The sequence below is a fragment of the Flavobacterium lacisediminis genome (assembly GCF_025909975.1).
Taxonomy (GTDB): Bacteria; Bacteroidota; Bacteroidia; order Flavobacteriales; family Flavobacteriaceae; genus Flavobacterium; species Flavobacterium lacisediminis.
In genome coordinates, this window is record NZ_JAPCIO010000006.1 from 98461 (window position 1) to 122939 (window position 24479).

The window sequence follows — 24479 nt, forward strand, 5'->3', positions numbered from 1 at the left end:
TAATAATTTACATATTTCTATTTTTGATTTAAAATAAACAACTAAACATTAAAAATATGGAAAATTTCAATCCAGCTGACCGTATTCAAGATTTACAATATTTTGGTGAATTTGGTGGTGTAAATCCATCAATTTCAGACAGTTCAACTTATACTTTTCTTTCTGCAAAAACCATGTTCGATACTTTCGAAGGTAATGCAGAAGGTTGTTATTTATATTCACGTCATTCATCTCCAAGTAATTTATACTTAGATAAAGCTTTGGCTGCTATGGAAGGAACAGAATCAGCAAATGTTTCAGCTTCTGGAATGGGTGCTATCACTCCTACTCTTTTGCAATTATGTGGAAATGGCGATCATATCGTTTCAAGTAGAACTATTTACGGAGGAACTTATGCCTTTTTAAAGAATTTCGTTCCAAGAATGGGCATCAAAACTACATTTGTTGATATTACCAAATTAGATGTAGTTGAAGCTGCTATTACACCAAACACAAAAGTTTTATACTGCGAAACCGTAAGTAATCCTTTATTAGAAGTTGCTGATATTGCTTCATTGGCTAAAATTGCTAAAAAGCACAACATCAAATTAGTAGTTGACAATACGTTTTCTCCTTTATCTGTAGCTCCTGCTAAATTAGGTGCTGATATCGTAATTCATTCATTAACGAAATACATCAACGGAAGTAGCGATACGGTTGGTGGTGTAACATGTGCTTCTCAGGAATTCATCAACAGTTTAAAAAATGTAAACGACGGAGCAAGTATGCTTTTAGGTCCAACAATGGATAGTTTACGTTCGGCTTCTGTGATGAAAAACATGAGAACATTACATATCAGAATGAAACAACACAGCCACAATGCAATGTATTTGGCAAACAAATTTGAAGCTGACGGAATCAAAACTGTTTATCCAGGTTTAGCAAGTCACCCAAGCCATGAAATTTACAAAAGCATGATTAATCCAGAATATGGTTTTGGAGGAATGATGACAATCGACGTAGGAAGTTTAGACAAAGCCAATGCATTAATGGAATTAATGCAAGAAAGAAACTTAGGTTACTTAGCTGTAAGTTTAGGATTTTACAAAACGTTATTCAGTGCTCCTGGAACTTCAACATCATCAGAAATACCGTTAGAAGAACAAGCAGAAATGGGCTTAACTGATGGTCTAATTCGTTTTTCAATTGGTTTAGATAACGATATTGAAAGAACGTATCAAATGATGAGACAATGTATGGTAGAATTAGGTGTTTTATAATTCTAATTATCAATATTTTAAAAATCCAGTTGAAACATCAGCTGGATTTTTATTTTACCGAAACTTTGCGATATACTTTCCTTTTTCTATATTGCAACCTCAAACAAAACTAAATGGATACTAAAATTATAAAAAACAGAGAGTTAAAACTTTGGGAAGCATTAATTCCCGTTTTTGCTCTAATTGGAATGCTCGCTTACAATGTACTTTTTGCCTATAATGGACCAGATGATAATGCATTAGGTGGAAGCAATCAATTTATTTTACTATTGGGAGGTGCAATTGCTGCTATTATGGGATATTTTACTAAGGTACCTTTTCATAAAATGTTAGATGAAGTTGCAAACAATATTAAATCTACTGCAAGCGCTATTTTAATTTTATTGATGGTGGGTGCTCTTGCTGGAACCTGGATGGTAAGTGGAATTATTCCATCTATGATTTACTATGGATTACAAATATTAAGTCCTGCTATCTTTTTACCTGCTACATTGATTATTTGTTCGGTAATTTCTATTGCAACTGGAAGCTCATGGACAACATCAGCAACTGTAGGTATTGCTTTGATAGGAATTGGTGGAGCTCTAGGATTCGATCTAGGAATGGTTGCGGGAGCTGTAATTTCCGGAGCCTATTTTGGTGACAAATTATCACCTATGTCAGATACTACTAACCTTGCTCCTGCAATGGCCGGAACCGATTTGTTTACGCATATTAAATACATGACATTGACTACTATTCCTACTTATATTATTACTTTATTATTGTTCATTTTTTTAGGTCTTTCTGTAGATGTAACTGGAGACGCTAACACTAATGATTTATTAAATTCAATAACAACGAGTTTTAATGTGACTCCAATATTATTTTTAGTACCTATAATCGTTATCGGATTAATTGTTAAAAAAACAGAGCCTTTAGTTGCGCTTTTAGTGGGAACTTTATTAGCTGGCGTTTTTGCCATTATTTTTCAACCAGAAATTGTAACTCAAATCACAAACGCAGATAGCTTGACTTTCAAATCGGCATATAAAGGGGTTATGCAAGCCATTACAACTGAAGTTATAGTACCAACAGAAAATAAAACTTTAACTGATTTGTTTACTTCTGGCGGAATGGCAAAAATGCTACCTACTATTTGGTTAATCCTATGCGCTATGGTATTTGGTGGTATTATGGACGCTATTGGAGCCTTATCAAAAATTAGTGAATCCTTATTAAAGTTAGCACATACAACTTTTGGTTTATTCGCTTCAACTGTTGGAAGTTGTTTAGCATTAAACATTACAGCTTCTGATCAATATTTAGCAATTGTAGTTCCTGGAAAAATGTTTGCAAAAGCTTATAAAGATAAAGGATTAGCACCTGAAAACTTAAGTAGAACACTAGAAGATACTGGAACTGTAACTTCAGTATTGGTACCTTGGAATACTTGTGGAGCATATCAAGCAGGAACTCTTGGTGTTTCAACACTTGATTATTTACCTTATGCTTTCTTCAACATTTTGAGTCCTTTCATGACTTTAATTTTTGCTGCTTTCAATATTAAAATTAAACAATTAGTTAATACTATCAAAGAATAGATTTGCTATAATTTTAATTTATACTTAAATAAAATTTAACCATTACTTTAACAAGGTGATGGTTTTTTTATTTGTAAATTAGCAAGTGTAGAAATCTAAAAAACAAACACTTACAATTATAAATTAAAATTATTGAATATGGAAAACTCTAATGACATCAGCAAATGCCCATTTCACCAAAATCAAAAAGGATTAAGTGATGGTGTAAAGAATCAAGATTGGTGGCCTAAATCACTCAACTTAGATATTCTTCATCAGCACGATACCAAAACCAATCCTTTAGGGGAAGATTTTAATTATGCTGAAGAATTTAAAAAATTAGATTTAGAAGCTTTAAAAAGTGATCTAAAGAACTTTATGACCAATAGTCAAGATTGGTGGCCAGCCGATTGGGGACATTACGGAGGTTTAATGATTCGTATGGCTTGGCATTCTGCAGGAACATATAGGATTTCAGATGGTCGTGGAGGTGCAGGAACAGGAAACATTCGTTTTGCACCTTTAAATAGTTGGCCAGATAATGGAAATTTAGACAAAGCCAGAAGATTATTATGGCCAATCAAAAAGAAATATGGAAATAAAATTTCTTGGGCAGATTTAATGATTTTAGCCGGAAATATGGCATACGAATCGATGGGATTAAAAACTTTCGGATTTGCTGGTGGTCGTGAAGACATTTGGCATCCAGAAAAAGATGTGTATTGGGGTGCCGAAAAAGAATGGTTACAAAAATCTGGTGGTGAAGGAAGTCGTTATTCAGGAGAAAGAGATTTAGAAAATCCATTGGCAGCCGTAATGATGGGATTAATTTATGTAAACCCTGAAGGAGTTGACGGACAATCTGACCCATTAAAAACTGCTCGTGATATGAGAGTTACGTTTCAAAGAATGGCAATGAACGATGAAGAAACAGTTGCCTTAACTGCAGGTGGACACACAGTTGGAAAAGCACACGGAAATGGCGATGCATCTAAATTAGGTCCTGAGCCAGAAGCAGGCGCAATCGAAAATCAAGGATTTGGTTGGATAAACCCTAAAGGAAACGGAAATGGAGCTGATACAGTAACAAGTGGATTAGAAGGTGCTTGGACAACACATCCTACACGTTGGGATAATGAATACTTTACTTTATTATTAAACCACGATTGGGAATTAAAGAAAAGTCCAGCTGGAGCAAGTCAATGGGAACCTATAAACATGAAAGAAGAAGACAAACCTGTCGATGCTCATAATCCATCTGTAAGAAGAAATCCTATTATGACTGATGCTGATATGGCATTAAAAATAGATCCTGAGTATAGAAAAATTTCTGAAAAATTTCATAATGACCAAGCTTATTTCTCTGAAGTTTTTGCAAGAGCATGGTTCAAATTAACGCACAGAGATTTAGGTCCAAAAGAACGCTATTTGGGAGCTGATGTTCCTGCAGAAGATTTAATTTGGCAAGACCCAATCCCTAAAGTAGATTACACATTGTCTGATGCTGAAATTGAAGATTTAAAAGTGAAATTATTAAACAGCGGATTAACAAGAGCTGAATTAATCAACACCGCTTGGGATAGTGCAAGAACATTTAGAGGTTCTGATTTTAGAGGTGGTGCAAATGGCGCAAGAATCCGCCTACAACCTCAAAGAAGTTGGGTAGCCAACGAACCTGAAAGATTACAAAAAGTTTTGAATAAATTAGTCGAAATTCAAGCTGGTTTAAGTAAAAAAGTAAGTATTGCAGATTTAATTGTTTTAGGTGGAAGCGCTGCAATAGAAAAAGCGGCTCAAGAAGGCGGATTCAATGTAAAAGTTCCATTTAATGCTGGAAGAGGTGACGCTTCACAAGAAATGACGGATGTAGAATCATTCGAAGTTTTAGAACCTACAAATGATGCTTTTAGAAACTTTATGAAAGCTAAATATGTAGTTCAACCAGAAGAATTAATGCTAGACAAAGCACAACTTCTTGGATTAACGGCATCTGAAATGACTGTTTTAATTGGAGGAATGCGTGTTCTTGGCACTAACTTCGGCGGAACTAAACACGGTGTTTTCACTAACAACGAAGGCGTTCTTACCAATGACTTCTTTGTAAATCTAACCGACATGAGTTATAGCTGGAAACCTGCTGGCGAAAACTTATACAATATCGTAGATAAAAAATCAGGGGCAACGAAATGGACTGCTACACGAGTAGATTTAATTTTTGGTTCTAATTCTGTTTTAAGAGCTTATGCTGAAGTGTATGCTCAAGATGACAATAAAGAAAAATTTGTCAAAGATTTTATCAATACTTGGAATAAAGTTATGAACTTAGACCGATTTGATTTGAAATAATTTCAATATAGAACTCACTAAAACCACCTAATTTCAGGTGGTTTTTTTATTTTATTACTTCAAGTTTTGATAGAAAAATCTTCCATAACTTTTATCTATTATCAAATCTAAAAATATAATAAATATTATGTTTTTTTAGTCATTCTATTTGTAATTTCGCACTCAGAAAAATAATACTAATTTTAAATACAAAATCATGGCTTTAGTTGGAAAAAAATTCCCAAACATTACAGTTGATGCAATCTCTTTTATGGGAGATAATTTAAGAATTAACATTTTAGAAGAAGCGGTTAACAACAAGAAAAAAGTAGTTTTATTTTGGTATCCAAAAGATTTTACTTTCGTATGTCCAACAGAATTACATGCTTTTCAAGCAGCATTACAAGAATTTGAAAAAAGAAACACTACAGTAATTGGTGCTTCATGTGATACTAACGAAGTGCACTTTGCGTGGTTAAATACAGCAAAAGATAACGGTGGAATCGAAGGTGTAACTTACCCACTTTTAGCAGATACAACTAGAAACTTAGCTGCAGCTTTAGATATTTTAGATGCAGAATGGGTATATAACGAAGATTTGAATGATGAAATTTTAGAAGGTTCAAACGTTACATTCAGAGCTACATACTTAATTGACGAAGATGGAAAAGTATTCCACGAAAGCGTTAACGATATGCCATTAGGTAGAAACGTAAACGAGTACTTAAGATTAATTGATGCTTACACTCACGTTCAAACTAAAGGTGAAGTTTGTCCAGCTAACTGGGAAGAAGGAAAAGAAGCAATGAGTGCTGATAGAAACAGTACTGCTGCTTATTTAGCTTCTCACTAATTCAATAACAAATTCAAGTTCAAGTTCAAGTTCAAATTTTCACAAGTATTAATTTTGAACTTGTTCTTGCCCTTGTAATTGAAATTTATAAACTATGTTTACAGAAATAGAACAAGATAATTTATCAGAAATTGTTGCGTCAAACGAAACAGTTGTAGTTCAATACTCAGCTACTTGGTGTGGAAATTGTCGTATCATGAAACCAAAATTCAAAATGATGGCTACTCAAAACGAGGCTATTCCTTTTGTAATGGTAGATGCAGAAAAATTTCCGGAATCAAGAAAATTAGCAAAAGTGGATAATTTACCTACGTTTGCTACTTTCAAAAATGGCGTATTAGTAAATCAAACGCAAACTAATAAAGCTGAAGTTTTAGCGGAATTAGTTGCTGAAGTAATTTAATTATGAAATTACCAGTTATAAAACAGTTAACTCAATTTATTGAAGATAACGATCAGGATTATTTAGTAGAAACTATCGAAGTTTTAGAAAATCTTTGTGAAGTTTCGTCTCTAAAGGACGAAGAATTAGATGTAATTGCTGAACTAATTTCAAATATGTACGGAGCCCTTGAAGTACATCAAGCCATCAAAAATGGTGCTGACAAAAAAACAGCTTTAAACGATTTTATGAAGCGTGTTTTAGGTTCGATAGACAAATAATACATTTCAATAACATTATATTATTAAGCTTTATGTGATAAACATAGAGCTTTTTTCTTTTAAACAACTAAATCACACAAAAATTATATGCATTCATAGCAATTTAACAATTTATTTATATATTGCACATTATTAAATTAAAAATAATGTGTATGAATAAAATTACTCTTGTAGCATCATTTGCCTTTTTATTTATTTCATCAATAGGTTTTTCACAAAATCAAAGAATCGAATTCAAACCTAGACAAGCTGAATTTGAATACTTTGAATACAGAAACGACAGTATTTTCCCATTAAAAACTCCAATTTCAAATACTACTAGTCGAGTTTTTGAAAGTAAATTACCCTACCCCATTATTTTTATTCATGGATTAAATTCAAGTTCAGAAACTTGGAATACATCAACTGATTATTACGATACTCAATATGGCTTTACTTTTGGTGGTCGTTTTGATTTTTGTTTGAATGCCGACAATAACAATACCACAACAAATAAAAATTTCTACCCAACAGCTGGAGCAGATATTGCAGCATTTGAATCTCTTGTACAAAACGGTGATTATTTTTATGTAAATTTCAATGTAAACCCAAATGGCGCTGTTGGAACAACTGTTTTAAGCAACCAATCAGCTATTGCAAAACAAGGTGCGGCTGTTAGAGTAGCAGTTCAAAGAGTTATGGAAATTACTGGAAAAGATAAAGTAATTTTAGTAGGTCATAGTATGGGTGGATTAGCTTCTAGAGAATATATCCAAAATTCCTATAATTGGCAAGCGGATAACAAGCATCATGTAGCCAAATTATTAACTTTAGGAACACCTCATGGAGGAAGTAATGCGAGTGATAATTTATTAGCATTCATGACAGGAACCGATGTGAGTTCTGAAGCCATTAGAGATTTAAAAACTACATATTACTACAGTGGTGAAGGTGGACACTTTTTATTTGGAGGTTTAGAAGTTCAGAATAGTTCTAGTATGAACGACAACTCTTATTCTCCTGATTTTTATAATTCCGATATTAATTGCAATGGTATCGTTGGCGAAAATATTCAAGGTTTAAATCAAAAATCAATAGATAACTTAATTGATTTTTCATGTGTTATTGGAAGAATTACAAATGCATTCGGAGGTAATATTACAACTGATGGAGTTGTTCCAGAACCTTCATCAAACATGAATTCTTATCTAACTGGATTGACATATCCTGCCAAATTATTCTATTTTAATTCAGGATATGATATTATCGAAAACCACACCGAATTACCAGGCTATCCTTACCAAATGATGCAAGGTTTAGACGAACCTAATTTCAAAGAATTAGCTTACGGAATTACAACTAATAAAATTTATATTGGATACACAACCGTTCAAAATCCAGTGGCTGCAGATAATGATTATTATAAATTTACTGTTACTGACAACGTTAATGCAGTTATTTCTGTTAGCAGTATTGTAACTTCATCAATGAATGGAACCATTTTAAATTCAGCTGGAACTGCTGTTGGTGCTTCTCAAAATAATAGTGGCGCTACTATTAGTTTTGCTAGAGCGCTTACTCCAGGTGATTATTACTTAAAAATAACTAGTACTAATCCAACTAGCACCAATTATACAACACCATATCAATTTAATATCACTACTACTTTAAGTACTAATGATAACAGTTTTGGTTCGTTTACTTATTATCCAAATCCAGTTAAAGATATTTTACACCTAGACAATATAGCGTTATCAAAAGCAACTATCTATAGCGTTATAGGTCAATTAATCGATACTAAAACTTTCGAAAATGAAAGTACTAGTACTTTAGATTTATCAAACTTAGAAAGTGGAATTTACTTAATTGTACTAGAAAACGATTCCCAACAAAAAACGATTAAAGTAGTTAAAGAATAAAACGAAAAACGCTCTTAAATAGAGCGTTTTTTTTATTTAAAATATTTCTTTCTCAACCAAAAGGCGACATTTACTAAAATTATCAAAGCGGGAACTTCTACCAAAGGTCCAATTACACCCGCAAATGCTTGACCACTATTGATTCCAAAAACACCTATAGAAACTGCAATGGCTAACTCAAAATTATTTCCTGAAGCGGTGAACGATAACGCCACTGCATCACGATAATTAGCTCCAATTTTCTTAGCCACAAAAAACATTAAGAAAAACATAATCGCAAAGAAAATGACTAATGGAATAGCAATACGAACAACATCCATTGGTAAATCAACAATCATTTCACCTTTTAAACTGAACATTACTACAATAGTAAAAAGCAAGGCAATCAAAGTAATTGGTGATACAAAAGGAATGAATTTTTGATTGAACCACTTATCTCCAATAAACTTTTTAATAGCAAAACGACTTATAACAGCCAATGCAAACGGAATTCCTAAATAAATTCCAACTGTTTGAGCAATCTCTGAAATAGTGATATTTAATTCTAAACCTTTAATTCCGAATAAAGGCAACATGATTTCCAAATAGAAATACGCATATAAACTAAAAAAGAAAACTTGTAACAAACTATTAATTCCAATTAAACCTGCTGTTAATTCTCGGTTACCTTCGGCTAGTTCATTCCAAACGATTACCATAGCAATACATGGCGCAATTCCTATGATAATTAACCCTGTCATGTATTCTGGATAATCTTTCAAGAAGAATGTAGCCAATAAAAACATTAAAAAAGGTCCAACAATCCAAGTAATGAAAAACGAAGCGGTTAACAACTTTGGCTTTTCAAACATTTGAGGCACTTTAGAAAAATCAATTTTGGTTAAAGGTGGATACATCATTAAAATCAATCCAATAGCCAACGGAACATTTGTAGTTCCGGAAGAAAATGAATCGATGAAATTAGCTGAATTTGGAATGAAATAACCTATTCCTACTCCAATTAACATCGCTAAGAAAATCCAAATTGTCAAATATCGGTCTAAAAATCCTAATCGTTTTTTCATATGTTTACTTCTTTACATGACTAAATACAAAATACATTTCACTCGCAATTTGTAAACTACGTTCAGCGTATTTTTCGTTCATTAAATCAGTTCCATCAAATGCTTTTGGATCGTCGTATTTGATTGGAAATCTAGCTTCTGCACCAAAAACCATTGGACAACCTTCATCAGCATTGTTACAAGTCATGATGGCTCCAAAGTTAGTTTTCGGGTTAAAATCATCAAAATATGCTTTTGAAAAACAGATGATTGGATGTTGATTGTCATCGAATTTCACTGCATAAACTGGATTTTGTTCTTGGCTTAACTTCTGAATTTGAAATCCTTGATTGACTAGAGTTTCACCTACTTTTGGAAACATTGCTGTTGCTTCCGTTCCGCCAGAATAGCAAAAAACATTCTTGATTCCGAATTGAAACGCCATCGTTTGCGCCCAAATTTGAGACAAATGACTTCTTCTGGAATTGTGCGTACAAATGAAGCTCAATCGAATTTCTTCATTAGCATTGACTTTGTTTTGTATATAATCAGCTAATGGCTTTAAGACCGTCTTACGTTCCTCTGAAACTGAAATTTCAGCAATAGTTTTAATAGTTTTTGATAAATTCTCAAGCATATTATCTTTTTTTATAATGACAAAAAATGAAATTTTGAACCGTATCAAAAGGCGTTTCGTGGTCTTCTGTAAAACAGTTTTCTAATTCGAAATCTTCGCCAAAAACTGCTTCCATTTTTTCAACCGAATATTGTGTTATTGGTAAACCACTGCATTTTAAAGGTCCGTCTTCCGAGAAAGTTCCGATAATAAAATGTGCGTTTTGATTGGTATTTGCAATTACATTAGCTCTGTATTGTTCAATATCATTAGCTTCTGTAAAAAAATGAAAAGAGGCTCTATCGTGCCAAACATCAAATTTTTCATCCGATTGAAAATGTAAACTATCTGAAACTATAAAAGTGACATTCTTAGCTTTATCTCCTAATCGTTTTTTTGAACGTTCAATAGCAGCAGCTGAGATGTCTAACAAGAATAAATTCGTGTAACCTAAATCCAATAAACTATCAATCAAATAACTATCGCCACCACCAATATCAATGATTTTGGCATCTTTAGCTACTTTACAAGCTTGAATTAATTGAATTGAAGTCTTTGGTTCGTTTTGATACCAACTTACTTCATTTTCAGCTTTTGTAGTAAAAACCGTTTCCCAATGTTCTTTTTTAGTGTTTTCCATATTAACAACAACCTGAATCTGGTGTACAACAAGAGGTTTCTTTTGGTTTCCACTCGCCTATTTTAACTTTTAGTTTTTCTGGTGGAATACCGCAATTGTCTTTAGCTAAGCAATCCGTTAATTTTGACTTTAATTGGAAGTTAGTTCCGTCAAAATCTAAACTGAATTTTCCGATAGTTTCCTTCATTTGATATTCGACTTCAATTTCTAAATCTGGAATTTGCAATTTAGCTTCTGATAATTCAATAATATGGATTAATTTTTCAGGATGTAATCTATGATCGTAATCGTTTGCTTCCCAAAGTTGGAAGTTTGCGACTTCTTCTGTACGAACAACTCCACCGCAATCGATGAAATGTTTAGTGATTTTACCTACTTCAGTTACATGGAAATGATTTGGTACTAAATCACCATTAGGTAATTGAAAAGCTATTGTAGTAAGCTTTTTTAATTCTGATTTGATTTCTGATAATTTCATTTTTTGAGTAATTAGTGATTAGTAAAAAGTAATTAGCTAACAACATTTATTCTTTAACTTATGACGAATCATACCAAAGTGATTTTCTATTTTATCAATTGTATCTGGATTGATGCAATAACAAATAGCAGTTCCTTCGATGGTTCCTTTGATGATATTAGCATTTTTTAATTCTTTTAGATGCTGCGAAATTGTAGGTTGTGCTAACGGTAATTCGTTTACAATATCGCCACAAATACAAGAATCAACAGTTAATAGATAATCAACGATAGCAATTCGAGCCGGATGTGACAAAGCTTTAAACAACGTTGCCATTTCGTTTTGTTCTACAGAAAAGGATTCTGATTTTGATGCTCCCATAATTTTTATAAATTATTATATTGCAATATTACGATAAACAAATATAATACACAATAAAAAATCCCGAAATTTCTTTCGGGATTTAAAATATTTAGAAAATTAGAGATTATTTACCTCCTTTTTCCATTTTAGCTTTTAATTCAGCAAGAATATCGTTGTTATCACCTAAAGTAGATGTTTGAGCTGGAGCTGAAGTGTTTTCTGCTACAGTCTTAACGTTTTTCTCTTCTTCTTCTCTGAAGATAGCTGTATGAGAAGCTACTACTCTTTTGAATTCTTTATTGAACTCAATAACTTTAAAGTCAGCAGTATCTCCTTTTTTCAATTTTTTACCGTCTTCTTTTTCTAAGTGACGTGTAGGAATGAAAGCAACGATATCGTCACCAAATTCTACAGTAGCTCCTTTGTCAACGATTTCAGCGATAGTTCCGTTGTGGATAGTTCCAACAGCGAATGCATCTTCGTATTTATCCCAAGGATTAGCAGTAGTTTGTTTGTGACCTAAAGATAATTTACGACCTTCAACGTCTAATTCTAAAACAACTACGTCTAATTTATCACCTACATTTACAAATTCAGATGGGTGTTTGATTTTCTTAGTCCAAGATAAATCAGAGATATATACTAAACCGTCGATACCTTCTTCTAACTCTACGAAAATTCCGAAGTTAGTAAAGTTTCTAACGATACCTGTATGTTTAGAACCTACTGGGTATTTAGAAGTAATATCTGTCCATGGATCTTGTGTCATTTGTTTGATACCTAAAGACATTTTTCTTTCTTCTCTATCAAGAGTTAAAACAACTGCCTCTACTTCGTCACCAATTTTCATGAAATCTTGAGCACTTCTTAAGTGTGTAGACCATGACATTTCAGAAACGTGGATTAAACCTTCTACACCTTCAGCAACTTCGATGAAAGCTCCGTAATCAGCTAAAACAACAACTTTTCCTTTAACTTTATCACCAACTTTTAATTCAGCTCCTAAAGCATCCCAAGGATGAGCGTTTAATTGTTTTAAACCTAATTGAATTCTTGTTTTCTCATCATCGAAATCAAGGATTACAACGTTTAATTTTTGATCTAACTCAAGAACTTCGCTTGGGTGGTTGATTCTTGACCAAGATAAGTCAGTAATATGGATTAATCCATCTACTCCACCTAAATCAATAAATACACCGTAAGAAGTAATGTTTTTAACAACACCTTCTAATACTTGTCCTTTTTCTAATTGACCAATGATTTCTTTTTTCTGTACTTCAATATCAGCTTCGATAAGCGCTTTGTGAGATACTACTACGTTTTTGAATTCGTGGTTGATTTTTACAACTTTAAATTCCATAGTTTTGTTCACATATTGATCGTAATCACGGATAGGTTTAACATCAATTTGAGAACCTGGTAAGAATGCTTCGATTCCGAAAACGTCAACGATCATACCACCTTTAGTTCTACATTTTACGAAACCGTTAACGATTTCTCCTGTTTCGTTAGCTGCAATAACTCTATCCCATGCTTTGATAGTTCTAGCTTTTCTGTGAGATAATACTAACTGACCTGTTTTGTCTTCACGAACGTCGATTAATACTTCTACTTTATCACCAACTTTTAAGTTAGGATTGTAACGGAATTCGTTTAAAGAAATAACACCTTCAGATTTAGCGTTGATATCAACGATTGCATCTCTCTCAGTAATTCTAACAACTACACCTTCTACTACTTCTTCTTGGTCAGTAGCAATGAATGTTTTAGTTACTAGATCTTCAAATTCTTGTAAGTTTTTTTCGTCTACTGGATCAATACCTTCTGCATAATTATGCCAGTTAAAATTCGCTAAAAACTCTTCTTGTGTTTTGTTAATTTCAGACATGCTGATTAAAAATTTGTATGTTGGGTTTCTTGCGTTTCTTTATGCGAAGAGAAAACATCAACAGTGTTTTACATAAATAATTGAAACCTAATGGAAACGCTATCCGCCAAAAGGTGCGCAAAATTACAACTATATTTTTGATTTACAAAACTTTGAATACTAGTTTTTATTACCATTCTAACATTTTTTTATGTTTTGTAACTGAGTTATTTTGAATACATTTGCGAAAATTTAATCAATAAAATGAAAAAAATAGTATTTTTTGCAGTAACTGCATTAGCCATTATTTCTTGTAACAACTTAAAAGACAATGAATACTTACTAACAGGAACCGCTGAAGGCATTGAAAATGGTAAGAAAATTTATGTTGAAATTTTAAATGATACTGGTACTGCTGTTAAAGACACAGGAGTAGTTGAAAATGGAAAATTTGAATTAAAAGGAACCGTTTCTGAAACAGATTTGGCCTATGTAAGAATTGAAAATGAAGATTTTTCTGTGCCTATTATTTTAGAAGAAGGAAACATCAATATTGTATACAAATCAGACACCATTCAAAATTCTATTATTAGCGGAACTAAAAACAATGATAAATTTCAGGAGTTCAATAATCAATCGGTTGTAATTGCAAAAAAGAAAAACAAGTTTGAAAAAAACAATATTGCAAGAATGCAGGAAGCTAAAAAGAATAAAGACACTGCAACTATCAATATGATTGCTAAAGAATACAATAGTTTTCAGGATGAAATGAATTCTATTTCGAAAAAATTCATAAAAGAAAACCCAGATGCTTATTTATCTGCATTGTTGTTAGAGAATTTTTTAATGAGACAATACTTAACACCTGAAGAAGTAAAAAATTACTATGAAGGATTAAGCGAAGAGGTTGCCCAAACTAAGAGCGGAAAAAAAATCAAAGCTATGCTTGATACAATGTCTGCTTTAAGTATTGGCAAACCAGCACCTGCATTTTCTGGACCTTCACCAGAAGGAAAAACTATTTCTTTGAAAGAATCATTAGGTAAAGTTACTATTGTTGATTTTTGGGCTTCTTGGTGTGGACCTTGTAGAGGTGAAAACCCTAATGTAGTGGCACTATATAATGAATTTCATGCACAAGGACTTAATATCATTGGAGTTTCTTTAGATAAAGATGCTGCAAAATGGAAAGAAGCAATTGCAAAAGATGGTTTAACTTGGCCTCATGTTTCTAACCTTAAATATTGGAACGAACCAATTGCTAAATTATACAATGTTGAATCTATTCCTGCTACTTTTATTTTAGACGCTAAAGGAACTATTGTAGCAAAAGACCTTAGAGGCGATGCTCTACGTGCCAAAGTAAAAGAACTTTTAGGTGTAAAATAAACACTATTCCATACAAAATAAAAAAATCTCCTTTTGGAGATTTTTTTATGTTTTTCATTTACAGAACATTATAAAATAGTACGTAAAATTGTAGAAAATAACTTTGCAGGTATAAAAAACAATTCTATATTTGCAACCGCTTAGTCAAATAAGCAAGATGGCTTGGGGAGATACTCAAGCGGCCAACGAGGGCGGACTGTAAATCCGCTGATTACATCTTCGCAGGTTCGAATCCTGCTCTCCCCACAAAAGCACCTTTAACGAGGTGCTTTTTTTGTTTCTTATTATTCCTTCTATTGCATACATCTTGCATACACTATCCATACTTTATCTATACACTATCTATGGAGTATCTACCTAGTATCCTCCTAGCATCCTCCTATTATGTATTACTTAATTTGCTCTTTGACAAATGAATTATTTCTATTTTATTTTTATATTTGCTTTATATAAGCCATTAATTATGAATTGGAAAGCCAAAACTTTACTACACAAAGGAACACCTAGAATTGCTGTTTATTTTGAAAAAAACACGGAATTAATTGCGCGCATTAAAACTTTTGAAGATGCAAGGTGGAGTCCTACTAACAAATACTGGCATTTACCCGATACTGAAGCTAATCGATTGCATTTTAATCTTCCATTAGCCCATACTTTAGTTCCAAATGCTGAAGGAATTTCAAGCATTGAAACATTCAAACGCTATCTTTTATCAAAGCGCTACAGCCCAAATACGATTAACACATACAGCGAGGCTTTGAAATCGTTTTTAACTTTTTGCAACACAAAAGCCGTAAAGGACATTACTAACGAAGATGTGATTTTATACAACAATGATTATATTTTAAAGCATAATTTATCTTCTTCGTATCAAAATCAGATTGTGAATGCTATTAAACTGTATTTTAAGATTGTAAAAGACACTGCAATTGAAATTGACAAAATACATAGACCAAAACGAGAAAAAGTATTACCTAATGTTTTGAGTAAAGAAGAGGTGAAAGCAATTATTTCTGCTCCTACAAACCAAAAACACAAAACAATGTTAAGTTTAATTTATTCTTGTGGGCTAAGATGTGGTGAGTTATTAGCACTTCAACCTCATCATATTGATTCTAAAAGAAATATAGTTTTACTGAAAAATTCAAAAGGGAAAAAGGACAGAATTGTTCCGTTAAGCCCTAAAATATTAGAACTATTAAGAGACTATTATAAAGTTTACAAACCAAAGACTTTTTTATTTGAGGGGCAAAAAGAAGGAACTCCTTATGATGCAAGAAGTTTACAGCTTATATTAAAACAAGCCTTAAAAAAAACCGGTATCACAAAACCTGCTACATTACATTGGTTGAGGCATAGCTATGCTACTCATTTACTTGAAAGTGGAACTGATTTACGTTATATTCAGGAACTTTTAGGCCACAACAGTAGCAAAACCACTGAAATTTACACCCATGTAAGTACAAAAAGTATACAACAAATTAAAAGTCCATTTGATGATTTGTAAGAAAAATTTAATATATTTGATTTAACTAAAAAAGCGAAACAAAACTTCGTTTATCTACCCATAAATGGCTGTATATACGAAACTTTATATCGCATATATACAAGTTAGCAGCAATGTAATCAGCAATATCTTAAAATCATGAATGACTTAGATTTTTTCGAAATATCTGGAAATGGAAACTCTATAAAGATTGAATTACTCGGATTAAATAATCCGAATGCTGAATTAGGTTATGATGCAAATTGGATTGGTGGCAATGTAAGCGTCAAAGCTGGTGCATTTTTCGGAAAATTTAAAGCTGATTTTATTACAAGTGACTTTCCTAGCTTTAAAAATCAACTTGAAAAACTTTACGAAAATCTGAATGGTTTTGCTGAATTTTATACTTTGGAAAATCAAGTTGAAATCAAAATAAAAGGTGATGGAATTGGGCATTTAAATGCAGTTTGTGAAGTAGTTGATTTTCCTGGCGATGGTAATGAGTTAAAATTTCAAATTGAATTTGACCAAACACATTTACCATTAATCATAAAACAGCTTACACAAATTGAAAGTAAATACACATCGAAAACATAAAATACACAGCTGCTAACAACGGTTTGTCACAATAGCTTATACTCTACTCCGGCTGAAAATCCGCTGGATTTTCAACTCGTAGTTTTCATAAGAACATTTTTCGTAAATTAGCCGCTACTGCGCCAAGCCGCGGAACGTTAGCAAACATATATAACCCGAACTATAAAAATGAGTTTAGTAGAATTTGCATTTAAAATTTATCAAGACATAACTGGAAGCGATAAGTCGTTTTTAAAGAAATTCTATATTTACATTTTAATTATATTTGGTTTGTATGTTGCGGACAATATAATTGGTTTTTCATATTATCAAAGCGTTAGCAGTAAAATAGAGAAAACCAAAGAAATAAATTCTATATTAAAAGATAGTGCAGTTTTATCTAAAAGTGAAATAACTAAACTAAAACTTTTAAGAAGCGATATAATAAATCGCAAAACAATTAAAGATAACGTTTATTCTTTTTTCTCAAACATATCTTTTATTAGTAGTAAAAATCCAATTACTACAAAACCTATTGAAACTAATCCCATAATTGAAAGAAATCCTGATTTACATTTTTATACTTCATCTGCTTCTATTTTATTAATTATGATTATTTTCTTTTTTGCAGGTTTAATAGATAGACAATCTCCTTTACCGCAAAAAATAATAACTATAATTGTTGTTGAACTAATATTATACCCATTTGCTTTTTTATTTTCTAAAGTATTATATTTAATACCAGTTATAAATGAAAAACCGACAATAAACTATGTGTTAAATGTAGTTTTATCATTTTTAATTCCTTATTTACTATACTACATACCAACTAAATTGAATAAAAAATATAAATATTAATACGTTTGCTAACAGCGGTTTAGCAATAGTGCAAATATTTGAGTTACTACGTTTCGCTATCATAAATAAATTTATATTAAATTTGTCTTTACGATGTTTGCACCATCGCTAAGCCACAAAACGTTAGCTGTGATTTTATGACGACAGTGCAAGAAATAAGAAATAAGGTAAAAATGTTCCGACCAACAAGTCAGGATTTAATTCTCTTTGATCCCAATCTGAACGACAATTCAACTCGACTTTTAAAATTCAAAGATGACCAAGATAACAGATATAAAATTTTTGTATTTACGGACACTGTTAAGTTGGAAACACCTTTGACAACTTCTTTGCTTTTCTCCATAAACTATCCTGACAAAGTATGCTTAGCAAAAAAACTGTTGTTTGAAGAAAGTGGAATTGGGAAAATATATACGGACAACTCACAAAACGAACAGATTCAACTTTGCATAAAACTTCTAATGGACAACCTTAAATCATTAAACTTCGAAATAAATGAAGGTTTAACAGTTTATAGAAATTCAATACAACTTACATTGAAGCAAGACAGACAAATGCTAGCAGAAATTGAAGGTTTAAAAAAAATAAAATCAATAGTTGAGTACAATTTTCCCGATGAAACTGGAAAAATTCATTTCTCTGATTTACCAACAGACTTAAGACATATGCTAAAGAAATTTGAGAGTTTAGCTATTTCAGACGACTTTGAAAGAGAAGAGAAAATTCTAACCTTAACAGAAAAGCAACGCATAGATTTCATTGAATCAATTCAGCCAAAGCTTGAAAATATAAATGTATTCCTAGACACTTTTAGTGAAATACAATTATCCGAAGGAGCAATACGACTTCAAAATTTAGCAAAACTATTCATTGAATTGACAAATCAACACCAAAATAAAAACCACAGCTAACAGCAGTTTGGCGCAATAGCTAATTTATTTTCCAATCTAAATTTTTCTTCCCGAAAATGTTTATCTTTAACCGAAAATAATACGTTCGCTGGCGCCGCTACTGTCGCCAAGCTGCGAAACGTTAGCTACAATTACAGAAAAACTGTGCGAATTCAAACCGTAACATCAGAAATGATAAATATATTAGGTATTTTTTTAGTCGTAACAATCATAATTTTTTCATTAATCACATTCATAATTAATAAGAATGATAATGAGATTCAAAATAATAAAATATACAAAATCAGTATATCAAGACATTTCGTAAGATTATGCATGCCGATAAATTGGTTTTTGATTTCTATTTTATTCTTTCCATTAGGCAGTTTAGCAATCGTAATGTTTACTTCGAAGAATTATCTCGTCGGATTTATAGGAATCGTTATCACAACATCTTCAATAATTCTATTTTATTTCTCAATTTTGGCTTTCATGTTACACAAACAATATTCTAAAATAGAAAAAAACAGAGCTATGACTTTTGATAAAGAAAAAAGATCAATAACTATTTTAAATACAAAAAACTCAAATCAAATAATCCTTACCGAAAATAATATTAAAGGTATTCAAATCAATTTATATACTGGAAACCAACGAAAACCTATATCAGAATATGAATATATCAAGTATTTCACAAATGAAAATGATGAAATTATTATAACCAGTTTACAAACAAACATATCGAACTTAGATAGTTTCTTTAAAGGAGTAAAAAGAAATTCAATTTATAGAAAAATAAACTGGATAAAATAGTAACTGTAGCTAACAGCGGTTTTAAGAAATGGCGGGGACAGTGTGTAATTGGAGGAGTTCGTGAAAGCACTTCAGTGCTTTTTTTATCAATTATCTTAAAACCTTTTCGGTATATTTGTATTGGGCAGTGACAAATTTTAGCCACTTCTTAAAGCCTCAAAACGTTATAAGCAAGCCACCCAAAATTGTGGAAATCAATGACCTTAATTTAAATTCTAACTCTAGAACCTATGGGATTTAGCTCACAAAGTTTCAATCATTATTTGATAGCAAAAAAAGCGTTTGAACAATATTCAGAACCAAATGATGCTTTAATTACAATTATGTTTTCCACTATGTTTATTGAAGCTGTATTAAATGATACTATTTGCGGTGAAAATCTAACACACGAATTACTTGTAAAAAATAATATAGATTCAAAAGAATTAGACAGATATAAATTCGACTTTGATATTTATCAAGACCAAATTGCATTTTATTACAAAATAGAAGTCCTTTTCGAGAAAAACGGAAAACAAAATTTCACTAATGATATTGAATATATAGAGTTAAAACATTTGGTTTCGTTAAGAAATTCCATTGCACATTTAAAACCCATTATTAAAGATGAAAATGGATTTCCAAAAAACAAAATTTCAAAATCCGCTCTTAATTATCTGAAACAGAAAAAAATGGTTAACGATCCATATGGTATTGGCGTTGACTGGATTGATCGAATATCAAATAAACAAGTTTCTGAATGGGCGTTAACTGTTACAAAGCAAACTATAGAATATTTATATAATTCTACTTGTTACCCACCATTAGGAATTCCACAACTAGATTTTTACTGCTTAAAGTTGTCCATTGGAAAATATAAAAATATTTGAATTTAATTCAATAACTAAACCTAAGGCCTGCTTATAACAGCGGTTTTGTGAAATGGCGGGGTAAGTGTATAATTGGAGGAGCCAGTGCTTGCACTTCTCTCCTATTTTTCAACTTTTTTCTTTCAAACTTTTCAGTATATTTGTAAGCATCAGTAATAAAATTCCGCCACTTCACAAAGCCGGCTGGACGTTGTGCGTAATGTTACCGACGAATCGAAACAAAAAAATGATAAAGAATATTTTAGAAAATTTAAAGACTGATAAAACTCAAAGAATTGTTTATTCATTTGGATTATTATTATTATTATGGTTATTTGTTTGGAGTGATAATTTTCAATTTATAAATGGTGAAACTTTTGTTATTTACCTTATTCAAATTTTATTACCATTATTTTTTATAACAATACAAATATTTTATAACAATAAAGTTATTTGGAAAATACTCTTTATATATTCAATAATCTATAGTTTATGGATAATAAATAATGTTTTTTCGGATATATCACGTGAAATGAATAGAGATTATGCTCCATATCCAAATTTGTTCGTAGGACAAATTAGAATTTGGATAATTTTAGGCTCAATAATTTTAATTGTGAATTGGATAATTTGGAAAATAAAACCAATAAAAAATACTTTATAAAAATGACAATTAAAAGACTTACAAATAATTGGCTTGAAAAGTATCGCTCTATGTGGGAGAAACAAAGTTTTGAAATAATTATTCATAATTGGTCTGAAGACAGAACTGAAAATAGCATTGAAATTGAAATCCATAAAGGAAATTTAATGTCATCAATCACAATTTGGGAATCTGGAGCTTGTGATTTTTTACAAATCTATAAAGACAAAGATATTAATAGTGATAATAAATACTTTAAAAATGTAATATTAAAAACTGAAAACCAATTGAATTGGGAACTTGATAATTTCTTCTGTAATTATGAAAGTTTAGGAGGAAGTTCAATTGACCCAGTTCATCATTCAGAAAAGTTTATTATATAAAACACTACGCACAACAGCGGTTTAAAAATATGGCTGGTTTCGGGAATTTTTGAAATGGCTCAGTTGTTTAATTTAAAGTTTTGGTTATATTTGTGAAGGCTTGGTGTTGCATTTTCGCCACATTTTCAAGCCGCAGAACGTTACCTGTAATTTTAAAAAAAAATGAGAAGAAAAATTGAATTTACGAAAGAAACAATTTTACCTAATTTAGTTTTCATATTTAGTGTAATTAACATTATAAACAACATATCTAATTTAAATATTTCAATAGTTTTATCCCTAATTGGAATTTGTGGTACAATTCTTTTTTATAATCAAAATAACATTTCTAGTAAATTAATATACATTTGGTTAATTGCTCAAGTAATTATTATTGAACCAATATTTAATTTAAATCAATTAGGTTTTACTTTATCTTTTAGCTTAGGTTTTGGAGATTATAATCTAAGTATCAATTTTCTTCCATTATTGTTTTTAGGCTTGATTAAAGTAATTGAATCGGCAAACTTAATTGGAAAACAAATCAATTTAATGGAATTTAGAGAAAATACAATTTCAGAATTCCTACCAATTAGAGGAATAATTACTCAACGTTTAGATTTTAATGAAAATAAAAATTGGCTACTTATTGATTTAGAAAACCAACTTGAATTTGAGGGAAAAAAAATTGACAAAGTTTTAATAAAAAATAAAGATGCAGAAAAATCAATCAAACTCAAAAAGAAAAATCAGATTGCTCATTTGAGATTAGTTACTGACGAATCTAAACTTTTGTCGAGTGAACTAAGTGAATTTCCATTTATTGACTGGATTCGTTGTGAATAAAAAAACTACAGGTAACAGGCGTTTGGCAAGATTGCGAATTTTGTAGTAAATTCACATTTACATTTCGCAAGAAATTTTATCTTTAACAGAAAATAATCGGTTCCTAAGCTCGCAACCTCGCCAAGCGCCGGAACGTTAACTGCAAGCTTAAAAAATGAAAATTCCAGAAACTTCAAACGACTTCAAAAATGAATTCTATTCTTCAATTGACTTAATTGAAAAAATTGGAGATTTAAGAATAAGACAACTGACTGAAAAACTGAACAAAGTGTCGGAAGAAATTATTGTTATTGGAATAATTGATATTTTTGAAAATACTGAAAGACCAACATCCCAATATACTGACCAAAAATTCGCTGGGAAAATATTAACCAAACTAAAACCTAAAACTGATATTAATTTAAGCGATATTCTAAAATCCACTCTTGGAAATTGGAATAAAAGCGTTGAAGAGTTTCCTTTTTGGCTAAAAGAAAATTACGGAATTGATTTACTCAAAAGCAAACTAACCGAATTTGAAACTCAAAATTTAACCGAAATAGAACGAGACAAACTGAATACAATGAAATGGTGGCTGAAAATATGAAATAGAATAAAAGCCAGCAGTTAACAGCGGTTTGCTTCAATGGCTACTTCTGGATTTTCCTACGGAAAATCCGCTGCTGAATGGAATGTTTTGTTATATTTGTGATGGCTCTGAAAGCAAGCTTCATAACGTTTGGCGTTATATCGACAAGAGCTGATGTTATCATTACATTTATGAGTAACGATAGATATAAACATTCTGATTTAATGGAAATTCCATTTCACGCGTTAACCTACAAATAAAAACTATTTCTTTTTATTCCCTGATAATTAATTTTACACGAAATGAACCAATTTTTCACTTTACTTTGCTTGCTACTTACAACTTCTTTTTATGCTCAAATTAATGAAGGACAAGATTTTTGTGATCCTAATAAAAATGGTGATTTTTTTCCTTTGTCAATAGAGAAAAAAAAGATTCTTTGGGCTGACTATTCCTACTTTGAAACGCAAAATGGAACCAAACAAATTAAAGGAAAAATCTACATTGAATTTTTACAGAATTGGGGAGATAAAACAGATAAACTCTATCTAAGAGAGGAAAATGGTACTATTTATCAATATGAGGAATGTTGTACTATTGAAACCATCCGATATGATATAAATTTCAAAAAAGGACATTCTTGGAAAACTGCTGATGGTAAAAGTACCTATGAAATTATCTCATATAACGGCAAATTAAAAACTCCGTTTTGCGAATATAAAAATCTTTTGGTGATTAAGGCGGAGTTAGATTTTGGTACCTATCATTTTTATTATTTACAAGGACATGGGTATGTAGGAGCGACAACCTCTAAAAACAAACTTATTTCTTGTGTAACACCAGCTTGGTAAGTATTAATTACAGTTGTTTCGATTACCTCAAAAGGTTACAAAAAAAGCCAGAACTTACATTCTGGCTTTTCTGTTTATTAAACTAATTTCTTATTCTAACACAAACGAAACGGATACGTTTGAAATAATCTCAATTTCTCCAATTGCTAAGGTTTCTTGTGGCATTGCACTTCCATCAGCCATTGCCATAGTTTTCATTTCGGCATACACTGGTCGTGGGTAATTAGTAAATGAGTTGTCTGAAATTACTAACGCCTTCCCTACTTTTTGCCCTGCTAAAACCGAAACGTAATCTTCTGCTTTTTGCTTAGCATCTAACATGGCTTTTTTACGCGCTTGACTTTCGTATTCTTTAATTTTAGACGATTTGAATTCTACACCTTGTATCGAATTGATGCCGCTATCTACCAAATCCATCATTAACTTATCGTATTTAGATAAATCTTTTAAATGAATTGAAATGGTTTGATTGGCTACGTAATTGTATTTTTTAGTGTTATAATCATAGTTCTTGTATAAATTCACACGTTGCGTTTGATAATCAGCCGTAGGAATACCACGTTGTTTGATTAACTTTAGTACTTTATCTACGATTTCATCGTTTTTCTTTTTTACTTCGGCTGCTTCTTTTCCAGTGTTTTCTACAGCTACTGTAATTATAGCTTCGTCTGGTGTAACCTTAATTTTTCCTTCTCCTGAAACGCTAATTTGCGGAACTGTTTTTACTTCTTGTGCTTGTACCATACCTGCTGAGAATAATAGTATCATTACTAAATTTTTCATAATCTTAATATTTTAATTAT

27 protein-coding genes and 1 tRNA gene are annotated in these 24479 nt (G+C 31.4%); 21 read left to right on the forward strand and 7 right to left on the reverse strand.

Going from position 1 to position 24479, the window contains the following annotated elements; genetic code table 11:
- Window positions 1-56: 56 nt before the first annotated feature.
- From OJ995_RS09775 to OJ995_RS09805, 7 genes are all read left to right on the forward strand, one after another.
- On the forward strand, window positions 57-1259 hold the full coding sequence (locus OJ995_RS09775; RefSeq protein WP_264369245.1) for an aminotransferase class I/II-fold pyridoxal phosphate-dependent enzyme: 1203 nt from the start codon (window positions 57-59) through the stop codon (window positions 1257-1259).
- A 113-nt stretch (window positions 1260-1372) separates the two neighbouring features.
- The gene (gene nhaC, locus OJ995_RS09780) at window positions 1373-2842 is read left to right on the forward strand and encodes a Na+/H+ antiporter NhaC (protein WP_264369246.1); all 1470 of its coding nucleotides are present in this window, start codon (window positions 1373-1375) and stop codon (window positions 2840-2842) included.
- Between the two features lie 138 nt (window positions 2843-2980).
- Window positions 2981-5167 carry a catalase/peroxidase HPI gene (gene katG / locus OJ995_RS09785; RefSeq protein WP_264369247.1) on the forward strand — a complete coding sequence of 729 codons (2187 nt, stop codon included), beginning with the start codon at window positions 2981-2983 and terminating at the stop codon, window positions 5165-5167.
- 196 nt (window positions 5168-5363) lie between these two features.
- Window positions 5364-5999, forward strand: a complete 636-nt coding sequence (locus OJ995_RS09790) for a peroxiredoxin (RefSeq protein WP_264369248.1) — start codon at window positions 5364-5366, stop codon at window positions 5997-5999.
- A 94-nt stretch (window positions 6000-6093) separates the two neighbouring features.
- On the forward strand, window positions 6094-6402 hold the full coding sequence (locus OJ995_RS09795; protein WP_264369249.1) for a thioredoxin family protein: 309 nt from the start codon (window positions 6094-6096) through the stop codon (window positions 6400-6402).
- Window positions 6403-6404: 2 nt separating this feature from the next.
- A complete protein-coding gene (locus OJ995_RS09800; RefSeq protein ID WP_133606430.1) occupies window positions 6405-6662 on the forward strand; it encodes a DUF6952 family protein in 258 nt (85 codons plus the stop codon).
- Between the two features lie 152 nt (window positions 6663-6814).
- The gene (locus OJ995_RS09805; protein ID WP_264369250.1) at window positions 6815-8560 is read left to right on the forward strand and encodes a T9SS type A sorting domain-containing protein; all 1746 of its coding nucleotides are present in this window, start codon (window positions 6815-6817) and stop codon (window positions 8558-8560) included.
- A gap of 32 nt (window positions 8561-8592) precedes the next feature.
- On the opposite strand, the gene arsB is transcribed toward OJ995_RS09805, so the two are convergent.
- The 6 genes from arsB to rpsA all read right to left on the reverse strand — a co-directional run bounded on the left by arsB (window position 8593) and on the right by rpsA (window position 13567).
- Entirely contained in the window at window positions 8593-9624 is a 1032-nt protein-coding gene (arsB, locus tag OJ995_RS09810; RefSeq protein ID WP_264369251.1) for an ACR3 family arsenite efflux transporter, read from the reverse strand.
- A 4-nt stretch (window positions 9625-9628) separates the two neighbouring features.
- Window positions 9629-10240: an arsenate-mycothiol transferase ArsC gene (locus OJ995_RS09815; protein WP_264369252.1), complete on the reverse strand. Its 612-nt coding sequence runs from the start codon at window positions 10238-10240 to the stop codon at window positions 9629-9631.
- A gap of 1 nt (window position 10241) precedes the next feature.
- On the reverse strand, window positions 10242-10859 hold the full coding sequence (locus tag OJ995_RS09820) for a class I SAM-dependent methyltransferase (protein ID WP_264369253.1): 618 nt from the start codon (window positions 10857-10859) through the stop codon (window positions 10242-10244).
- A gap of 1 nt (window position 10860) precedes the next feature.
- The gene (locus OJ995_RS09825; protein ID WP_264369254.1) at window positions 10861-11337 is read right to left on the reverse strand and encodes a DUF6428 family protein; all 477 of its coding nucleotides are present in this window, start codon (window positions 11335-11337) and stop codon (window positions 10861-10863) included.
- A gap of 36 nt (window positions 11338-11373) precedes the next feature.
- A complete protein-coding gene (locus OJ995_RS09830; RefSeq protein WP_008257618.1) occupies window positions 11374-11697 on the reverse strand; it encodes an ArsR/SmtB family transcription factor in 324 nt (107 codons plus the stop codon).
- Window positions 11698-11803: 106 nt separating this feature from the next.
- On the reverse strand, window positions 11804-13567 hold the full coding sequence (rpsA, locus tag OJ995_RS09835; RefSeq protein ID WP_264369255.1) for a 30S ribosomal protein S1: 1764 nt from the start codon (window positions 13565-13567) through the stop codon (window positions 11804-11806).
- Window positions 13568-13810: 243 nt separating this feature from the next.
- On the opposite strand from rpsA, the gene OJ995_RS09840 reads away from it, so the two are divergent.
- The 14 genes from OJ995_RS09840 (at window position 13811) to OJ995_RS09905 (ending at window position 23676) form a co-directional block, all read left to right on the forward strand.
- Window positions 13811-14935, forward strand: coding sequence for a TlpA disulfide reductase family protein (locus OJ995_RS09840; RefSeq protein WP_264369256.1), 1125 nt, complete (start codon window positions 13811-13813; stop codon window positions 14933-14935).
- Window positions 14936-15099: 164 nt separating this feature from the next.
- Window positions 15100-15181 (forward strand) — tRNA-Tyr (locus OJ995_RS09845).
- A gap of 217 nt (window positions 15182-15398) precedes the next feature.
- Window positions 15399-16442, forward strand: coding sequence for a site-specific tyrosine recombinase/integron integrase (gene xerA / locus OJ995_RS09850; protein WP_264369257.1), 1044 nt, complete (start codon window positions 15399-15401; stop codon window positions 16440-16442).
- Between the two features lie 138 nt (window positions 16443-16580).
- A complete protein-coding gene (locus OJ995_RS09855) occupies window positions 16581-17018 on the forward strand; it encodes a WapI family immunity protein (RefSeq protein WP_264369258.1) in 438 nt (145 codons plus the stop codon).
- Window positions 17019-17186: 168 nt separating this feature from the next.
- Window positions 17187-17855 carry a hypothetical protein gene (locus tag OJ995_RS09860; protein ID WP_264369259.1) on the forward strand — a complete coding sequence of 223 codons (669 nt, stop codon included), beginning with the start codon at window positions 17187-17189 and terminating at the stop codon, window positions 17853-17855.
- Window positions 17856-18001: 146 nt separating this feature from the next.
- Complete coding sequence (locus OJ995_RS09865) at window positions 18002-18766, forward strand: hypothetical protein (protein ID WP_264369260.1); 765 nt, start codon at window positions 18002-18004, stop codon at window positions 18764-18766.
- 171 nt (window positions 18767-18937) lie between these two features.
- Complete coding sequence (locus tag OJ995_RS09870) at window positions 18938-19558, forward strand: PH domain-containing protein (protein ID WP_489886097.1); 621 nt, start codon at window positions 18938-18940, stop codon at window positions 19556-19558.
- Between the two features lie 230 nt (window positions 19559-19788).
- Entirely contained in the window at window positions 19789-20427 is a 639-nt protein-coding gene (locus tag OJ995_RS09875; protein ID WP_264369262.1) for a hypothetical protein, read from the forward strand.
- A gap of 226 nt (window positions 20428-20653) precedes the next feature.
- Complete coding sequence (locus tag OJ995_RS09880) at window positions 20654-21070, forward strand: hypothetical protein (RefSeq protein WP_264369263.1); 417 nt, start codon at window positions 20654-20656, stop codon at window positions 21068-21070.
- Window positions 21071-21072: 2 nt separating this feature from the next.
- Window positions 21073-21432 carry a hypothetical protein gene (locus OJ995_RS09885; RefSeq protein ID WP_264369264.1) on the forward strand — a complete coding sequence of 120 codons (360 nt, stop codon included), beginning with the start codon at window positions 21073-21075 and terminating at the stop codon, window positions 21430-21432.
- A 162-nt stretch (window positions 21433-21594) separates the two neighbouring features.
- A complete protein-coding gene (locus OJ995_RS09890; protein WP_264369265.1) occupies window positions 21595-22257 on the forward strand; it encodes a hypothetical protein in 663 nt (220 codons plus the stop codon).
- A gap of 154 nt (window positions 22258-22411) precedes the next feature.
- Window positions 22412-22843 (forward strand): hypothetical protein, encoded by a 432-nt coding sequence (locus OJ995_RS09895; RefSeq protein ID WP_264369266.1) that lies wholly within the window; start codon window positions 22412-22414, stop codon window positions 22841-22843.
- A gap of 80 nt (window positions 22844-22923) precedes the next feature.
- On the forward strand, window positions 22924-23085 hold the full coding sequence (locus tag OJ995_RS09900) for a hypothetical protein (RefSeq protein ID WP_264369267.1): 162 nt from the start codon (window positions 22924-22926) through the stop codon (window positions 23083-23085).
- Window positions 23086-23127: 42 nt separating this feature from the next.
- Complete coding sequence (locus tag OJ995_RS09905; RefSeq protein ID WP_264369268.1) at window positions 23128-23676, forward strand: hypothetical protein; 549 nt, start codon at window positions 23128-23130, stop codon at window positions 23674-23676.
- Between the two features lie 90 nt (window positions 23677-23766).
- Here the strand turns inward: OJ995_RS09905 and OJ995_RS09910 are convergent, their stop codons facing one another.
- Entirely contained in the window at window positions 23767-24459 is a 693-nt protein-coding gene (locus tag OJ995_RS09910) for an SIMPL domain-containing protein (RefSeq protein WP_133606400.1), read from the reverse strand.
- Between the last annotated feature and the right edge of the window lie 20 nt (window positions 24460-24479).

Coding starts and splice junctions, on each gene's coding strand:
- OJ995_RS09805 (WP_264369250.1), top strand. CDS start 6,815: ATGAATAAAATTACTCTTGTAGCATCATTTGCCTTTTTATTTATTTCA.
- OJ995_RS09900 (WP_264369267.1), top strand. CDS start 22,924: ATGGAATGTTTTGTTATATTTGTGATGGCTCTGAAAGCAAGCTTCATA.
- OJ995_RS09820 (WP_264369253.1), bottom strand. CDS start 10,859: ATGGAAAACACTAAAAAAGAACATTGGGAAACGGTTTTTACTACAAAA.
- OJ995_RS09875 (WP_264369262.1), top strand. CDS start 19,789: ATGGGATTTAGCTCACAAAGTTTCAATCATTATTTGATAGCAAAAAAA.
- OJ995_RS09830 (WP_008257618.1), bottom strand. CDS start 11,697: ATGGGAGCATCAAAATCAGAATCCTTTTCTGTAGAACAAAACGAAATG.
- OJ995_RS09910 (WP_133606400.1), bottom strand. CDS start 24,459: ATGAAAAATTTAGTAATGATACTATTATTCTCAGCAGGTATGGTACAA.
- xerA (WP_264369257.1), top strand. CDS start 15,399: ATGAATTGGAAAGCCAAAACTTTACTACACAAAGGAACACCTAGAATT.
- OJ995_RS09870 (WP_489886097.1), top strand. CDS start 18,938: ATGATAAATATATTAGGTATTTTTTTAGTCGTAACAATCATAATTTTT.
- OJ995_RS09840 (WP_264369256.1), top strand. CDS start 13,811: ATGAAAAAAATAGTATTTTTTGCAGTAACTGCATTAGCCATTATTTCT.
- OJ995_RS09815 (WP_264369252.1), bottom strand. CDS start 10,240: ATGCTTGAGAATTTATCAAAAACTATTAAAACTATTGCTGAAATTTCA.
- OJ995_RS09890 (WP_264369265.1), top strand. CDS start 21,595: ATGAGAAGAAAAATTGAATTTACGAAAGAAACAATTTTACCTAATTTA.
- OJ995_RS09895 (WP_264369266.1), top strand. CDS start 22,412: ATGAAAATTCCAGAAACTTCAAACGACTTCAAAAATGAATTCTATTCT.
- OJ995_RS09880 (WP_264369263.1), top strand. CDS start 20,654: ATGATAAAGAATATTTTAGAAAATTTAAAGACTGATAAAACTCAAAGA.
- OJ995_RS09790 (WP_264369248.1), top strand. CDS start 5,364: ATGGCTTTAGTTGGAAAAAAATTCCCAAACATTACAGTTGATGCAATC.
- nhaC (WP_264369246.1), top strand. CDS start 1,373: ATGGATACTAAAATTATAAAAAACAGAGAGTTAAAACTTTGGGAAGCA.
- katG (WP_264369247.1), top strand. CDS start 2,981: ATGGAAAACTCTAATGACATCAGCAAATGCCCATTTCACCAAAATCAA.
- OJ995_RS09885 (WP_264369264.1), top strand. CDS start 21,073: ATGACAATTAAAAGACTTACAAATAATTGGCTTGAAAAGTATCGCTCT.
- OJ995_RS09905 (WP_264369268.1), top strand. CDS start 23,128: ATGAACCAATTTTTCACTTTACTTTGCTTGCTACTTACAACTTCTTTT.
- OJ995_RS09775 (WP_264369245.1), top strand. CDS start 57: ATGGAAAATTTCAATCCAGCTGACCGTATTCAAGATTTACAATATTTT.
- OJ995_RS09825 (WP_264369254.1), bottom strand. CDS start 11,337: ATGAAATTATCAGAAATCAAATCAGAATTAAAAAAGCTTACTACAATA.
- OJ995_RS09860 (WP_264369259.1), top strand. CDS start 17,187: ATGAGTTTAGTAGAATTTGCATTTAAAATTTATCAAGACATAACTGGA.
- arsB (WP_264369251.1), bottom strand. CDS start 9,624: ATGAAAAAACGATTAGGATTTTTAGACCGATATTTGACAATTTGGATT.
- OJ995_RS09795 (WP_264369249.1), top strand. CDS start 6,094: ATGTTTACAGAAATAGAACAAGATAATTTATCAGAAATTGTTGCGTCA.
- rpsA (WP_264369255.1), bottom strand. CDS start 13,567: ATGTCTGAAATTAACAAAACACAAGAAGAGTTTTTAGCGAATTTTAAC.
- OJ995_RS09800 (WP_133606430.1), top strand. CDS start 6,405: ATGAAATTACCAGTTATAAAACAGTTAACTCAATTTATTGAAGATAAC.
- OJ995_RS09855 (WP_264369258.1), top strand. CDS start 16,581: ATGAATGACTTAGATTTTTTCGAAATATCTGGAAATGGAAACTCTATA.